Here is a 14,957-nt window from a genome sequence, read left to right as displayed (position 1 = left end):
TAAGCCGCCCACCGGAGGGCCGCTCGGGCGTTTTTCCGCGTTTCCGATGACGTGGTTATCGTCCTCCCATGGTGCTACGTGTCAAGCTCGTCCTGTCATTGCTCACGGCCGCCGCCCTGGTGGGAGGCGCTTCCCCACCGGTGGAGCAGCCTGTCGCGGTGCGGGCCCCCGGGCCGTTCACGATGCGGGACTTCCTGGCCACGAAGAAACTCGGTCAGGTCGTCCCGTCCCCCGACGGTAAATCAGTGGCGGCGGTCGTGAAACGTGGTCCGAGCGAGTCGAGCAGATATGGCGCATCATTTGTCGATGGAAACGAGCGCGCCGACATCTGGATAGCGGACGGCGCGGGGCCGGCCCGTGACGTGACGCACGGGGCGAAGGACGGCACCGGTCACTACAACCCGGTCTGGTCGCCCGACGGGCGCATGCTGGCCTTCGCCTCCACCCGGGGCGGCGACGACGTGTTCCTGCACGTGTGGGACCGCGAGAGCGGCGAGATCCGCAAACTGACCCCGCGCGGGGTGCAGACGATGACGAACGCCTCCGGCTACCTGATCCAGTGGCTGGACTCCCGGCGGGTGATCGCACCGATGGTGAACCCCGGCCGCTGGTCGCTGGAGTACGGGCAGTGGCTGGAGGCTCAGCGTGCCGCCCCGAAGGAGTGGGCCAAGGTCGAGCGCGGCAAGGAGAACACCGCCTCCGTGCTCGACAGCTCCACCGCCGGCAGGGCGGACACGCTGGACGAGGAGATCGCCGTCATCGACGCCGTCACCGGCAAGATCACCTCAGCGGGGCCGGCCCGCACCTACACGGCGGGCAACCTGGTCGCCGACCCGACCGGGCGGCGCATCGCCCGGGTGGACGACCTCGGCCCCACCCCCGCACGCGCCGGACAGCTCAAGCGCGTCCTGGAACGGCGTACCCGGCTGGCGATCGCCTCCGCCGCCGGCGGGCAGCCACGCGTGGTGACCGAGGTGCCGAGTCCCTCGGTCACCGTGCAGCCCCGCTGGGCCGCCGACGGCGCCAACCTGCTGGTCGTCGGCAAGGCCACGCCGAAGACGCCCGACCCGTTCACCGCCTACCTGGTGCCCGCCGCCGGCGGGAAGGCCGCACCACTGGCCGCCGACCGGCTGGTGGCCACCGGCCTGCTCTGGGGCGCGGGCACCCCGCTGGTGCGCGGTACGCAGGTCGCCGATGCCGCCGATCCGGCGGCCCGCCAGGACTGGTGGGCGTTCGACCCGGCCGATCCCGCCGCCAAGCCGCGCGACCTGACCTCGCGGTTCAAGGTCCCCCCGCTGGAGCTGGTGCCGGTGGCCGGCGGCGTGCTGGGCGTGGCCGACGGGCGCGCCTGGCTGATCGACCCGCGTACCGGGCAGGCCCGCGACCTGAAGGCCACCGGCGCCGCCCCGCTGGCGGAGCTGGCCTGGCCGCTGGACGACGGTGTCAGGCGCAACGGCGTACGCCCCACCGACCGGGGCGGCGCCGAACCGGCCAACCCCCGGCTCGACCGCGACTTCCCCCTGGTGCTGGCGCGTGACACCAAGGGCGGCCTGTACGAGCTGGCGCCCGGCGCCGCACCGGTGCTGACCCCGCTCCCGGCGCCGCACCCCGAAGCGGGCGTCGCCGGGTACTCCCCCGCCAACCGCACCGCGGTCTTCGGCGCGGGCGGCGACCAGGGCACCGCGCTGTGGACCACGCACGCCGGCCGCCACACCCAGCGGATCTCGCTGAACGGCCATCTCGCCCAGGTGCTCCCCCCGCAGCGCAGGCTCGTCACCTACAAGGGCGCGCACGGGGAGAAGCTGACCGGCGCGCTGCTGCTGCCACCGGGCCACCGTGACGGGCAGCGTCACCCGCTCGTGGTCAACGTGTACGGCACCCGGATCGTCTCGACCCTGAAGGACGTGCCGGAGTTCCAGGTCAACAACCCGAGCTACCTGACCCTGCAGTTCCTGGCCGCAGGCGGCTACGCCGTGCTCGTCCCGTCGATCCCCCGCCCCGAGGGCAGGGCGGCGGCCGAGCCGATGACCTGGCCCACCAAGCCGATCATGAACGCGGTGGACGCCGCGATCGACTCGGGGGTGGCCGATTCCAAGCGGCTGGCGGTGATGGGGCACTCCTTCGGCTCCTACAACGTGCACAGCCTCGTCACCCAGACCGGCCGGTTCGAGGCGGCGATCGCGATCTCCGGCTTCTCCGACGTGATCAGCAGCTACGGCGTGTTCGACTCCCGCTTCCGCTACACGCCGCGCGCGCAGGAATGGTTCGCGCCGGCCTACATCGAGGACCCGGCCTTCGAGTTCGGGCTGGGCAAGCCCCCGTGGGAGGACCCGCAGCGGTACGTGCGCAACAGCCCGCTGCTGCACGCGGGCAAGATCAAGACTCCGGTGCTCATGCTGCACGGCGAGCGTGACTACCTGACCCACACCGGCTCCGAGGAGATGTACACGGCGCTGGCCAGGCAGGCCAAGAAGGTGCGGCTGGTCAGCTACTGGGGCGAGGCACACATGCCGTACTCGATGGTCTCGCCCGCGAACTTCCAGAGCATGATCGAACAGGAGCTGGACTGGCTCCGGCTGAACCTGCCCGGGAGCGAGCGGTGAGGCTCTTCTCGCCCGTCCAGGAGCGGGCCTGGCTGGAACATCTGCTCGGCGATGTCGCGCCCGGCGGGATCTCCCTGCGGCTGCGGCTGACCGGCCCCCTCGACGAGGCGGCACTGGGCGCGGCGCTCGGCGACCTGGCCGCGCGGCACGAGGTGCTGCGCTGGTCCCTGCCCACCCGGGGCGACGGGCCACGCCCGGTGGTCTCGGCCGGGGTCCTGCCCGCCCCGCGGGCGGTGCCGGTCGAGCCCGAGAAGCTCGGCGCGACGCTGGCCGAGCTGGAGTCCCGGCCGTTCGACCTGGTGACGGGGCCGCTGGCCCGCGTCTCGCTGCTGGCGCTCGGCCCGGCGGAGCACGTGCTGGTGTTGCGCGCGCACCCGTGCGTCACCGACGAGGGCTCGGCCGCCGTACTGGCCGCCGACCTGGCCGAGTTGTACCGGGCAAGGGCCGAGGATGACTCCCCGCGCTTGCCCAGGCCGCCCTCCGCCCCTGCCGAGAGGGACGCGGACGCTGGCAGTGGAAGGTTCTGGCGTGCGGAACTGCGGGAGGTGCCGCCGCTGGAGGTGGCCACCGACCGTCCCCGCCCCGGGCGCCGTTCCGGCGCGGGCGGGGCACACCACTTCGAGGTGGCCGTACCGGCCGGGCTGGGTGACCCTCCGCTCGCGGTGCTCACCGCGTTCACCGCGCTGTTGTCGCGCTGCTCGGGCCAGGAGCGCTTCACGATCGGCCTGCACTCCCCCGGCCGCGTCTCGGGGCCGCTCGGCGGGGAGCCGAACGAATTCTCCGGGACAGTGGGGCCGCTGGATGACTTCCTCCCGGTGCGCGTGGACCTGTCCGGCGACCCCGACCTCGCCGCCCTCTCCGCCCGCCTGGAGCGGGCCGTCGGCGACGCCCGGCGGCATCCGCTGCCACTGCAGGACGTGGTCGCCGCCGTCGCCCCGCCCCGCACCCCCAGCCGGGGCGCGCTGTTCGACGTGACGTACGGCGTCGTGCCCCATCCCGTCACGCACGAGGCGGCGGGCCTGCGCCTGGAACCGCTCGACGCCCCGGACGCCGTCACCCCGTGGACGGCCCTCGACCTGGACCTGCGTCTCACCACGGAGGCGTCGGGCAGGGGCCGCGAGGGCGGGGACAGCGGTGACCGGCCGCGTGCTCCCCTCGCCGGGAACGGCGGGGCGGCCCTTCCCGAAGGCGGCGATGAGCGGCTGCGGGCGACCCTCACCTACGCCGTCGACGTCTTCGACCACGCCACGATCCAGCTGATGGCCGCCCGCCTGATCCGGCTGCTCGGTGAGATGTCCCGCTTCCCCGCCCGGCCGGTGCTCGACCTGCCACTGGACGGGTGCTCCGGTCCTCTTACCGGCCCACCGGTGACCGCGGACCCGGACTCCACCCTGGCCGTACTGATCGCCGCGCAGGCCGGGCGCACCCCCGACGTGACGGCGGTGGACGGCGACGACGGGCGGCTCACCTACCGCGAGCTGGACGAGCGTGCCCGGGAGCTGGCCGGCCGGCTGGCCGCCGAGGGGGTGGGCCCAGGCACGGTGACCGCGATCTGCCTGCCCCGCTCGGCCCGCCTGGTCACGGTCGTGGCCGGGGTGCTGTACGCGGGCGGCGCGTTCCTGGCGCTCGACCCGGCCCAGCCTGCCGCCAGGCTGGAGTACCTGCTGTCCGACGCGGCGGCGGCCGTCCTGGTGAGCACCGGGGAGATCCTTCGCGAACTGCCGCGGAGCGGGGGGCGCCGCCTCGACCTCGACCTGAGCGACCAGGGCGTGACCGCCCCGGTCAGCCCCGCCGGGCCGCGCGACCTCGCGTACATGATCTACACCTCGGGCTCGACCGGCCTGCCCAAGGGGGTGCTGCTTGAGCACTCCGGCGCGTGCAACCTGGTCACGGCCCTCGCCCCCGAGCTGGGCATCGGCCCCGGCACGCGACTGCTGCAGTTCGCGCCGCCGACCTTCGACGCCTGGGTCTGGGAGGTGTTCACCACGCTGACCTCCGGCGGCACCCTGTGCGTACCGGAGGCCGGGAACATCCTCGTCGGCCGGGCGCTGAGCAGGTGCCTGTCCGGGCGCGAGGTGAACGCCGTGCTGCTGCCCCCCTCGGTGATCGCGACGCTGCCCGGCGACGACCCGCTGCCGGACCTTCGGGTGCTGGTGACCGGTGGCGAGGCGTGCCCTCCCGAACTGGTCGAGCGCTGGGGCACCGGCCGGCGCATGGTCAACGCCTACGGGCCGACCGAGGCGACCGTCATCGCGACCCTGGCCGACTGCTCGCCCGGCGAGGGCGTACCGCCGATCGGACTGCCCATCGCGGGGACGTACGCGCTGGTGCTGGATGCCGCGGGCCGTGTGGTGCCACGGGGCGTGCCCGGCGAGCTGCACGTCGGCGGCGCGGGCGTGGCCCGCGGCTACCACCGGCGACCCGCGCTGACCGCCGAACGCTTCGTGCCCCTCGCCGGGCCGCTTCCCCCCGCACCGAGCCGGCCTCCGGTGCCTGGCGGGCGGCTCTACCGGACCGGCGACCTGGTGCGGCAGCGCCCCGACGGCCGCCTCGACTTCATCGGCCGGGTGGACCACCAGGTCAAGCACCGTGGCTACCGGATCGAGCTCGGCGAGATCGAGCAGACGCTACGCGCCTGTCCCGGTGTGGACGACGCGGCGGTGACACTGGAGGACGACCAGCTGGTGGCCTACGTGTCCGTCCCCATGCCCGCCTCCGCTTCCGGGCCGGTGACGGCGAAGGACGCCAGGGCATGGGCGGCCGGGCGGCTGCCCGGCTACATGGTGCCGGGGACCGTGCACGTGCTGGACGAGCTACCGCTGACGAGCGCGGGCAAGATCGACCGTCGCCGGCTGGCCTCCTCGGCCGCCCGCGCCGGGAGACGCACGGACGAGCCACGTGACCGGTTGGAACTGGAGGTGCTGGAAGCCTTCCGGCGGGTGCTGGACAACCATCGGGTCGGCCCGCACGACACCTTCTTCGAGGCGGGCGGCGACTCGCGGCTCGCGGTGACACTGCTGGACCGCCTCCGTGACGGCCTGCGCAGACCGGTGGCGGCCCGCCTGCTGTGGGAACACCCAACGGCCACGGGCTTAGCCTCGGCGTTGCGCGACCCCGGATAGATCCCCTTTCGGAAGCCCGCGTTCGTGAAACTCCTGCGGCCTGTCCAGGGCCGAGGTGTCCCGCACACGGCCGTCCACCGGCCGGTCCACCGATGTGGTCACGATGAACTGTGCCTCTCGGCGACGCTGGCGGATCCTGGCCAGTCGCCGGTCCGCGCGCAGGGTGTCGGGGTGCTCGATCCCGAAAGTGATCATCTTGCTCCACCACGAAAGCTGGTGGTTGCCCTCCTGGACGGTGAGCACCTCCTCCCACATCGCGCGCACGCCGGGGGCCGACAGCCACTGGGTGACACCGGCGGGAACACGATTGAGGATCGCCTCCGCGACGGCCGGCAGACTGCAGGCGTGGTCGTCCTGGCCGTAGCGGGTGCTCAACTGCTCGGGGGTGATCCGCGGATCGAGTGTCGCAGCATCGACCAGCCGCATTACGTTGTCCATACCACCCTCGCAGAGGTCGGCCACCACCTGGCGTCATGTCATTCTGATACGGGACGCTGACGTTCGGTGAGCGTTTGGAGGGGGCGGCCCCAAAGAGGCCGCTGACCGCCCCGTTGTTCACCAGTGATGGACAGCAGGGCGGGCGGAGGTTTCCACCCGGCCGGCACACTCCCGGAGACGCTCCACCGAACGAGCGGAGTTCAGCGCCTTCCCGCACGTCTGCGCGAATCGCGCCCCCGCTGCCCGTTCGGCTCGCCCTGACGCCGCGCGCGCTGCCTGCGCCGCCGCCCCAGGAACCAGCCGGCTCCCAGAATCGCCAGTCCGATCGGCGTACGGGACAGCCGGCGTGCCACCACGACCTTGAAGAACTTTTTCATGACACCGTCACTGCCCGGCAGCGACCCGATCAGCCGGAAAGCGCGCGTGACACAGAGCCGGTGGATCACCTCTGGACGTGCACCGCCCAGGCCACGGGCGACCAGATATCAGAGGCTGCCGGAGAAGGTGTCGCAGCGCGCGGGGGCACCGGTTCGGTATCCGGTGGTGAACCACTTGACTCGCTGTCGCGAGCTGCCGTGCGTCCATCCTTCCGGATCCACCCTGCCCTGGGCGCGCTCCTGGATCCGGTCGTCGCCGACCGCCGCGGCCGCGTCCAGGGCTTCCTGGATGTCGGCGTCGGTGAACGGCCGTTCGTAGAACCCGGTGTCGATGGCGTTCTTCGCCCACACCCCGGCATAGCAATCGGCCTGCAACTCCAGCCGGACCGAGGCGCTGTCGGCCCCTTTCCTGTCGTTGCCGACCCGCCTGGTGGTCCCGATCAGGTTCTGCACATGATGTCCGTACTCGTGAGCGATCACGTACGCCTGGGCGAACGGGCCGCCCTTGGCGCCGAAGCGGCTCTGCAGCTCCTCGAAGAAGCCGAGATCGATGTAGATCCGGCGGTCGGCCGGGCAGTAGAAGGGGCCGACGGCCGAGCCGGCGTGGCCACACCCTGTGGTCACGGCCCCGCTGAACAGGATGGTTCTCGCGGTGCGGTAGGGCTCCTTGCCGCGCTCGGTGAAGGCGTCCTGCCAGTACCGCTGGACGCTGTTGACCACACCCACCACCCGGCACTTGTCCGACTGGTCGGCGTCGCTCCCCTTCTTGCACTGGGCTCCCAGGTTCGAGGCCGGGCCCGGGTCAGCGGGTCGTGAGCCGCCGCCGTTCAGCAGCTCGGCCGGGTTGACCCCCAGGAATACGGCTGCGGCCAGCGCGATGATGCCGATCAGGCCCCCGCCGACCGCGATTCCGCCACCGGACAGACCGCCACCGCCCCGGTCTTCCACCTGGGAGGCGTCGAGATCCACATCGTCGCGGAAATCCATCACGGTCACTTTTCTCTGGGAGTGCCTGCCGTGACTTCATTGTGCCGTGATCACCCCAGCGGCGACAGCCGTATCCGCGCCGGGCCGGGACGGCCGGCTGCTCACGCCCCCCTTGACCGCCAACGCGAAAGCTAGTCCGACACGATCAGGTTCGGATCCGCCAGGGACTGCATCACATCGTCGGACATGTAGACCAACGCCTGGAGCACGAGCGGATCGATGTAGCGGACCTGGCCGGACGTGATGTCTTTCAGGACTGCTCTGCGCACACGCCCTGACGTGTCGACCGATATCTCGATGGAGGCGAACTCGTTGCCGACCACCACTCCGTCGACGAAACCAGCGAGCGGCTCGGCGCGGCTGTCTCTCCGCTTCGAACCGTTGAGGTCAGTCATGGCATACCCCACGTCCGGTGTCTCGTTCAACGTCGATCAGATCAGGAACGTCATGTTGCCCAGCCGTTCGTCGGCGTCAAGCAACATCACTTTCTTCCGGCGCAGCTTGAAACCCGACGGCGAGCGCCACAGCGTGTAGTGGCAGCGAGCGGCGTAGACCGACTTGCGGCCCAGCCGCAGCTCGACCATGATCGTCCGGGCCGTGACCTCGACGGTCCCGTCCTCGCCGTCCGGGTTCACGACGCGGATGTTCCCGACCACCCGGGACACCTTCGAGCGGGGCTCCTGCGAGTGAGCCCCTCCGGTCGTCAGCCGGAAGCAGCGTTCCTCGAGACGGGCGCGATCGTCGTAGATGATCGAGACGTGCTTCGCCGGGTCGTAGTCGTCGAGATTGCACGGCACCCAGTAGGTGCACTGGTCGTCCCACAACGCGAGCCACTCGTCATACGCGTTCGCGTCCGCCAGCTCGGCCTCGAGGAACAGGAACTCGGTCACATCGCCGAGCAGGGCCATGTCGGTCACTGCGCCGCTCCTTCGGTGTGCGCGACGATGTCGGCGGCCGCCGCGGGACCGTCGCTCATGGCGCGCAGCCACGCACCCATCTGGGCGCGCTGCGGCACCTCGTCGGTGACGTTGCCGACCAGCGAGCCGTCCTCCTGGGGTTCGACCGTCAGCCCGCGCGCGAGGACCAGCCACGGGATGTGGTCGGCCTGAAGCCCGATCTGGTTGCGCTCGAAGATCTCGGTGTCATCGGGAGTGCCGAAGCTGGCAACGCCGCTGAACCACTCGAAGGAGCGGATCCTCTCCGTGTTGACGGAATCCGGAACACCGTCCAGCATCGCCGGATAGCTCATCACCTCGGTGCGTCCCGCGGCGAGCGGGCGGACGACGCGTACCTGGGACCCGATCAGCTGCAGGTTCGGCCAGACGTGGATGTGCACGTCGCGGGAGCGGCGGATCACCTCGGGCGCGTCGTCTCCGTACGCCTCGGTCATCAGGCTCATGTACTCACGACCGTCGGCGGTGTCGGGGATACCGGCGGCGATCGACGTGTTCGACGCGGCCCCGACGACGACCTTGTCCTTCCCGGTCAGGTCCAGCCGGCAGTGACCGTTGCCCAGGTCCCAGCTCTCGTTCGACGACTTGTCGGAGTTGCCGGCGCCTCGTTTGTACGAGGCGCCCTGCTTGCGCTGGCGCAGGTCGAGGACCGTCTTGTGGGTGAAGTTGGTGTGATAGCCGTCCATGCCCACGAACTTCCAGTTGCCCCAGAACATCGACTTGGACGTTCCCGCCGACAGGCTCACGGTGCCCTGAGGCGACGCCTTGACGAAGTCCTCCAGGTAGCCGGCGGCCTTGCCCAGGTGTTCGGCCAGCGTGGGGCCTTCCTCGGCCATTGAGGCGAAGAGGAACCCCGAGGCGGACCCGACGCGGGGGACCCGGCCGAGGCCGAGCGTGCTCTTGTCGAAGTCGTCGCCGTATCGGGACGGGTACGGAACGCCGACCAGGTCGCCCGAGGAATTGTACGTCCAGCCGTGGTAGGGGCAGCGGAAGAAGGAGGCGTTGCCGTACTCCTCCATGCACACGGCGGCACCGCGGTGCCGGCAGCGGTTGAAGAAGACGCCGATCTCACCGTCGGCGCCACGCGAGACGATGAGCTGCTTCTCGCCGATCCACTTCGTGCAGTAGTCGCCCGGCTGCGGAATCTCCGACTCGTGCGCCACGAACACCCAGTAGCGATAGAAGATGTTCTCGAGTTCAGCCTTGTATATGTCTTCGCTCGTGAAGACCGCGGAGTGCACGCGGTCCGGCTGAATCAGTTCAGCGAAATGAGCCACAGCCCCAACCTTTCTCTCCCACATCCAGATCCTGTCCTCGGGAATGCCGCGTACCTCACGTCGGGATACCTTCCGGTTCCGAACCTCGTGGTTGCGGCGGCGCCTCGGCCGCTACCGCGCCCCGCTCCTCCGGCGCCAGGGGCCCGAACCGCCGACCGGCGAGGGGGCCTGCGGCGACGCCGGAGCGGACGGGGCAGTAGCGTGTCCGGTCATGGACGCGACGGACTCATCAGCGTTCTCGCACGAGACGAGCGGGCTTCCGGCCTCACACGGCGGCCTACACGCTCATCCTGTACAAGAAGTAAGTGTATCCACTCTTCAGTGTACATACAATGCTCAATCTTCGAAGGTCGCCATGATCTCGTCCAGCGGAGTCCGCGCGGCCAGTGAGCGGCGCAGTGCGAGCAGCTGCGAAGGCGCGTTCAGAGCGAAGGCGCCGGCGAGGCCCCCATCGCGGACGTACAACGCGACCAGGCCGTCACCGGCCGCGTCGTCGAGGACGATCCGCACCTCGTCCTCAGCCCTCGGCCGGCCGACGATCTGCAGCCGGCTGCCGTACTGATCCGACCACACGTACGGGACCGGCGAATAAGCGCGTGGATTGTCCGGGTGCACGATGTTCCACGCCACGACCCCCGCCTGTTCGACGGCGTTCGTCCAGTGCTCGATGCGCATCGGCTCGTCGTACAGCGCGTTCGGCCAGCGTGCGACGTCACCGGCCGCGAAGACATGCGGCGCGCTCGCGCGGCAGAACTCGTCGCAGACGACGCCGTCGGCCACGTCGAGTCCCGATTCGGCCAGCCAGGCCGTGTTGGGAATCGCACCGATGCCGACGACCACCACGTCACAGTCCAACGTCGTGCCGTCGTCGAGAACGACGCGCCGGCCGCCCGCGCCGTCGTCACCGACGTCGCTCACCGAGCGGCCCAGGACGAGCTGGACTCCCTTGCTCTCGTGCAGCCGCGCGAGCCGCTTGCCGACGAGGTCGCCGAGAACCCGGCTGAGCGGAAACGCGTACGGCTCGACGACGGTGACGCTCGCCGACCTCACCGCCGCCGCCGCGGCCACCTCCGAACCGATGAAACCGGCTCCCACGATCACGACCCGGGCGGGCGCGTCGATGGCGTCGCGAAGGTTCCGGGCATCCCGTAACGTGCGCAGGTAGTGGACACCGGGACGCGCCGGCGCCGCGGGCAGCCTCCGGGGCGCGGAGCCCGTGGCGACGACCAGGTCGGAGTACCCGATCACAGCGCCGTCGGCCAGGCGCACCGTACGCGCGTCCACGTCGAGACCGACGCCGCGGCAGCCCCGCCGCAGCTCGATCCGGGCCTTGTCCAGATCCGCCTGCGAGCGCAACATGACCGACTCGTCGCTCCCGCCCCCCGTGAGGACCTGCTTCGACAGCGCGGGACGGTCGTACGGGAGGTCCGAGCCCTCTTCGAGGATGGTGATGCTGCCCTCGAACGAGAGCCGGCGCAGCCCTTCCGCGGTCCGCACACCGGCGATGGAACCGCCGATGATCAGAACGTCGCTGCGGTCGGTCATCCGTCGACTCCGATGGCCTCCGCCGGGCAGGCGAAGGCCGCGGTGCGCGCACGCTCCTCGTCGGCCTGGTTCACCGTCCCGTCACCGATCAGCTGGGCACGGTTGTCGTCGCCCATGCGGAACAGATCGGGCGCGAGGGCGATGCACTCGCCGAACCCGCAGCACTTCTCCAACTCGATGTACAGCTTCACGAGAACTCCCTGATATTAGGTAGGTCGCGGCCGTGACAGCCTGACCCGGGCTGCCCTGAGCACCCGCCCCTCCGTCCGGCTCGGGCGCCGCTTCGGCCGGGCCACCCGCCGGCGGCACGGCGAGGCGGCCGGCCGGGGGCCGCCGCCCGCCGCACCGCCGGGACACCATCAAGCCCGCCCGTAGCCGTACGGATTGACCCGGACGTCCACGACGACCGTGCCACCCGCGCCGACCTCGTCGAACGCCTTGGCGAGCATCGGTTGCAGCTCACTCGGGTCCAGGATCGGACCGTACGCCGTCAGCCCGTGGCCGCGGGCGATCGTCGCCAGGTCCGGGTCGGGGTCGCGCAGGTGCTGTCCCACGGTCCGGTTCTCGGCCGGGCGCGAGCGCCGCTCCGCGACCTGCTGCTGGTGTCCCTCGTCGTTGAAGTACGACCGGTTGTTCGCGACGATCACCAGCAGCGGCAGCCGGTAGTGGGCGGCGGTCCAGAGCGCCGAGCCGCCCATCAGGTAGTCGCCGTCTCCCAGCACGGCGACCGGCACGCGGCCCGTCCCGTCCAGGGCCAGCGCGGCCCCGACGGCGATACCGGGCCCGGATCCGACACCGCCACCGCCGTCGCGGCCGAGATAGTCCAGCGGTTCGGAGAACAGCGCGTCCTCTCCGGACCATCCCAGCGGGAGCGTGGTGTAGCTGATCTTCCTGTCACCGGCGGCCTCGCGGATCGCCGCGGCGAGGTCGGGCATCAGGATGGGGTCGCCCTCGACCTCCGGGCGGCCGGCCGGCCGCGTCACCGGGAGCGCGGGAGGCCAGCCGGGCCGCTCGACCGGCGGGTTCCCGTCCACCCGGGCCAGCAGGGCCGAGACCATCTGGTCCGCGCCCGCCGTGACCTCCAGATCCGAGGAGACCATCGCGAAGTGGTCCTTGGTCCACCCGTTGAGCAGGGCTCCCAGATTCTTGCAGTGGACCACCTTGGGCCGCGGGCCGTCCCCGAACGCCGCGGTGAGGGTGCCCGAGAGCTCCGTCCAGTTCAGGCTGATGATCAGGTCGCTCTGGCGCACCAGCTCGGCACCGGTCCTGCTCAGCCGGCCCGCTCCGGGTTTGGCGGGGTGGCGCGGATGCTCGGTGGGGAAGGCGGCCGGCATGCGCATGTCGGTCAGGCAGCAGGCACCCAGCGCCTCGACCAGGGCCACCCGCCGGTTCCACTCCTCCTCGGTGCGGCCGGCTCGTCCCAGGAGGATCAGCGGCCGCTCGGCCGAGGCGAGCATCGCGAGGATCTCGCCGACCGTGCCCGCGTCCGGTGCGGGATCCGTGGGGGCCGGGTACCGCTCGGGCTCCGGGACCCCGACAGAGGCGTCGACCTCGCACTCCTGAATCTCGGAGTCGAGGCAGATGTAGACCGGGGCGGACGGCTCGGTCCGGGTGAGGCGGTACCCGCGCATCACCGACTCCAGCGCCGCCTGCACAGAGCCGGGCTGGTCGTCCCACTTCACGTAGTGGCGGACGATCGCCGCCTGGTCGGCGGACGTGTGGACCCAGTCGATCCACGGCCGGCGCTTCGCGGCGTCCAGCGGGCCGGTCGCCCCGATCAGGACCATGGGGGCGCGGTCGCAGTAGGCGTTGTAGATCGCCATCGCGGCGTGCATCAGGCCCACGTTGCTGTGGAGCCCGACGAGCATCGGCCGGCCGGTCACCTTGGCGTACCCCTGCGCGATGGCGACGGAGTGCTCCTCGTGCAGGCACACGATCATCTGCGGCCCGGTGTTGCCGAGGTAGTTCACCAGGCTGTCGTGCAGTCCCCGGTAGCTGGAGCCGGGGACCATGGCGATGTAGGGCAGGTCGAGACGGCTGAGCAGTTCCGCGATGGCGTCGCTGCCCCATTCCATGGGGGGCCGTTCGGTGATCGGCACGTTCAACCGTTCAGGCTTCACGGAGACTCCACTCGCATCTGCTCGGCAGCCGCCGTCCGCTCACACATGGACGTGCACCGTCTTCGTCTCGGTGTAGCTGAGCATCTCGTCGAAGCACTCCTCACGTCCGGTGCCGGAGTTCTTGAAACCGCCGAACCCGGTGCCGAGGAAGTGCCGCGACACGCCGTTCACCCAGACGTAACCGGCGCGGACGTCGCGCGCGGCCCGCATGGCCTGCTTCAGGTCGTTGGTCCAGATGGACGCGGTCAGGCCGTACTCGACGTCGTTGGCCAGCTCCATCGCCTCGTCGACGTCCCGGTAGCGGATCAGGGACATCACCGGGCCGAAGATCTCTTCCCGGAAGATGCGCATATCCCGGGTGACGTCGGCGAAAACCGTCGGGCGGATCCAGTAGCCGCGCTCGAACTCGGGGCCTTCCGGGCGGGTGCCGCCGGCGACCAGGCGCGCCCCGTCCTCGATCCCCGCCTGGATGTAGCCGAGTGCCTTCTCGTACTGTGCCCGCGAGTTCATCGGGCCCGCACCGGACTCCTCGCTGGCGGGGTCGCCCTGGACGATCGCCTCGGCCTTCGCGACCACGCGCTCCAGGACCGCGTCGTAGAGCGAGTCCGGGAGCAGGATCCGGCTCATCGAGCCGCAGGACTGGCCCATCCAGGCGAAGTTCATGCCGGCGACCGCGTTCGCGGCGACCTGGTCGGGGTCGGCGTCGGGGAACACGATCATCGGGTTCTTGCCGCCCAGTTCCAGGCTGACGTGCTTGACGGCCACCTCGGCGGCCGCACGCTGGATCGCCAGCCCGGTCGGCACGGAGCCGATGAAGGAGATCCGCTTCACCAGCGGGTGGCGCACCAGCGGGACACCGGCGCCGTCGCCGTCGCCGGTCACGATGTTGACCACGCCGGGCGGCAGCGTCTCCCGCACGATCTCGGCGAGGACGGTGGCCGACAGGGGCGACTGCTCCGACGGCTTGATTACCACGCAGTTGCCCGCCATGAGCGGGGCCCCGAACTTCGCGGCGAACAGGATCGGGTGGTTGAACGGCACGATCCGCCCCACCACCCCGTAGGGCTGGCGGACGGAGTAGTGCAGCGCGTCGGCGCTGGCGGGGATCGTCTCACCCTTGAGCTCGGTCCCGAGGCCGGCGAAGTACTCGATGCCGCGCACCGCGCTCGCGACGTCGTGGCGGAGCTTGGCGATGGTGTTGCCGGTGTCGCGGACCTCGATGTCGAGGATCCGCTTGCCCTCTTCCTTCAGGCGCTGCGCGTAGCCGCGCAGCGCGCCGGCGCGTTCGGTCATCGACAGTCCGGCCCACCCGTCGAAGGCCCCCGCCGCGGCCTCCACCGCCGCGTTCACATCCTCCGGTCCAGCGGCGGGCACCCGGCCGATGACCTCCTCGTTGGCCGGGTTCACCGACTCCAGCCAGTTCGAGGTCCGGCTCTCCACGAGTTCGCCGCCGATGAGCATCCGCCCATCAATGAATTCCGACACGTGCACTCCTTGCCTTCGCGTCACCCATGTATCGGCCTGGGTCGCGTTCT

General features: G+C 70.9%; 12 protein-coding genes. 2 read left to right on the top strand and 10 right to left on the bottom strand.

Annotated elements, in window-relative coordinates; genetic code table 11:
• Window positions 1-68 precede the first annotated feature (68 nt).
• Complete coding sequence (locus ACWD3H_RS29765; RefSeq protein ID WP_451957349.1) at window positions 69-2,603, top strand: S9 family peptidase; 2,535 nt, start codon at window positions 69-71, stop codon at window positions 2,601-2,603.
• Window positions 2,600-5,725, top strand: a complete 3,126-nt coding sequence (locus ACWD3H_RS29760) for a non-ribosomal peptide synthetase (RefSeq protein WP_451957348.1) — start codon at window positions 2,600-2,602, stop codon at window positions 5,723-5,725. The genes ACWD3H_RS29765 and ACWD3H_RS29760 overlap by 4 nt, the downstream gene beginning before the upstream one ends.
• Here ACWD3H_RS29760 and ACWD3H_RS29755 read toward each other — a convergent pair.
• The 10 genes from ACWD3H_RS29755 to ACWD3H_RS29710 form a co-directional block, all read right to left on the bottom strand.
• The gene (locus tag ACWD3H_RS29755) at window positions 5,696-6,163 is read right to left on the bottom strand and encodes a hypothetical protein (RefSeq protein WP_451957347.1); all 468 of its coding nucleotides are present in this window, start codon (window positions 6,161-6,163) and stop codon (window positions 5,696-5,698) included. The genes ACWD3H_RS29760 and ACWD3H_RS29755 overlap by 30 nt on opposite strands.
• 200 nt (window positions 6,164-6,363) lie before the next feature.
• Window positions 6,364-6,540, bottom strand: a complete 177-nt coding sequence (locus ACWD3H_RS29750) for a DUF6203 family protein (RefSeq protein WP_451957346.1) — start codon at window positions 6,538-6,540, stop codon at window positions 6,364-6,366.
• A 108-nt stretch (window positions 6,541-6,648) separates the two neighbouring features.
• Window positions 6,649-7,527: a KPN_02809 family neutral zinc metallopeptidase gene (gene ypfJ, locus ACWD3H_RS29745; protein ID WP_451957345.1), complete on the bottom strand. Its 879-nt coding sequence runs from the start codon at window positions 7,525-7,527 to the stop codon at window positions 6,649-6,651.
• A 131-nt stretch (window positions 7,528-7,658) separates the two neighbouring features.
• Window positions 7,659-7,922: a hypothetical protein gene (locus tag ACWD3H_RS29740; RefSeq protein ID WP_451957344.1), complete on the bottom strand. Its 264-nt coding sequence runs from the start codon at window positions 7,920-7,922 to the stop codon at window positions 7,659-7,661.
• Between the two features lie 36 nt (window positions 7,923-7,958).
• Complete coding sequence (locus tag ACWD3H_RS29735; RefSeq protein WP_355561246.1) at window positions 7,959-8,435, bottom strand: aromatic-ring-hydroxylating dioxygenase subunit beta; 477 nt, start codon at window positions 8,433-8,435, stop codon at window positions 7,959-7,961.
• A gap of 5 nt (window positions 8,436-8,440) precedes the next feature.
• Window positions 8,441-9,757 carry an aromatic ring-hydroxylating oxygenase subunit alpha gene (locus tag ACWD3H_RS29730; RefSeq protein ID WP_451957343.1) on the bottom strand — a complete coding sequence of 439 codons (1,317 nt, stop codon included), beginning with the start codon at window positions 9,755-9,757 and terminating at the stop codon, window positions 8,441-8,443.
• A gap of 336 nt (window positions 9,758-10,093) precedes the next feature.
• Window positions 10,094-11,302, bottom strand: coding sequence for an NAD(P)/FAD-dependent oxidoreductase (locus ACWD3H_RS29725; RefSeq protein ID WP_451957342.1), 1,209 nt, complete (start codon window positions 11,300-11,302; stop codon window positions 10,094-10,096).
• Window positions 11,299-11,493, bottom strand: a complete 195-nt coding sequence (locus ACWD3H_RS29720) for a ferredoxin (RefSeq protein ID WP_451957341.1) — start codon at window positions 11,491-11,493, stop codon at window positions 11,299-11,301. Before ACWD3H_RS29720 ends, ACWD3H_RS29725 begins: the two co-directional genes overlap by 4 nt.
• A gap of 168 nt (window positions 11,494-11,661) precedes the next feature.
• Window positions 11,662-13,422, bottom strand: coding sequence for a thiamine pyrophosphate-binding protein (locus ACWD3H_RS29715; RefSeq protein WP_451957340.1), 1,761 nt, complete (start codon window positions 13,420-13,422; stop codon window positions 11,662-11,664).
• A gap of 39 nt (window positions 13,423-13,461) precedes the next feature.
• A complete protein-coding gene (locus ACWD3H_RS29710) occupies window positions 13,462-14,907 on the bottom strand; it encodes an aldehyde dehydrogenase family protein (RefSeq protein WP_451957339.1) in 1,446 nt (481 codons plus the stop codon).
• Window positions 14,908-14,957 lie beyond the last annotated feature (50 nt).

The sequence above is a fragment of the Streptosporangium sp. NPDC002607 genome (genome assembly GCF_053592655.1).
This window is presented reverse-complemented; position numbering and strand designations above follow the sequence as displayed.

What these genes read in the sequence shown, in the direction of transcription:
- ACWD3H_RS29735 (WP_355561246.1), bottom strand. Translation starts at nt 8,435, where the DNA reads ATGGCCCTGCTCGGCGATGTGACCGAGTTCCTGTTCCTCGAGGCCGAG.
- ypfJ (WP_451957345.1), bottom strand. Translation starts at nt 7,527, where the DNA reads ATGGATTTCCGCGACGATGTGGATCTCGACGCCTCCCAGGTGGAAGAC.
- ACWD3H_RS29755 (WP_451957347.1), bottom strand. Translation starts at nt 6,163, where the DNA reads ATGGACAACGTAATGCGGCTGGTCGATGCTGCGACACTCGATCCGCGG.
- ACWD3H_RS29750 (WP_451957346.1), bottom strand. Translation starts at nt 6,540, where the DNA reads ATGAAAAAGTTCTTCAAGGTCGTGGTGGCACGCCGGCTGTCCCGTACG.
- ACWD3H_RS29765 (WP_451957349.1), top strand. Translation starts at nt 69, where the DNA reads ATGGTGCTACGTGTCAAGCTCGTCCTGTCATTGCTCACGGCCGCCGCC.
- ACWD3H_RS29740 (WP_451957344.1), bottom strand. Translation starts at nt 7,922, where the DNA reads ATGACTGACCTCAACGGTTCGAAGCGGAGAGACAGCCGCGCCGAGCCG.
- ACWD3H_RS29725 (WP_451957342.1), bottom strand. Translation starts at nt 11,302, where the DNA reads ATGACCGACCGCAGCGACGTTCTGATCATCGGCGGTTCCATCGCCGGT.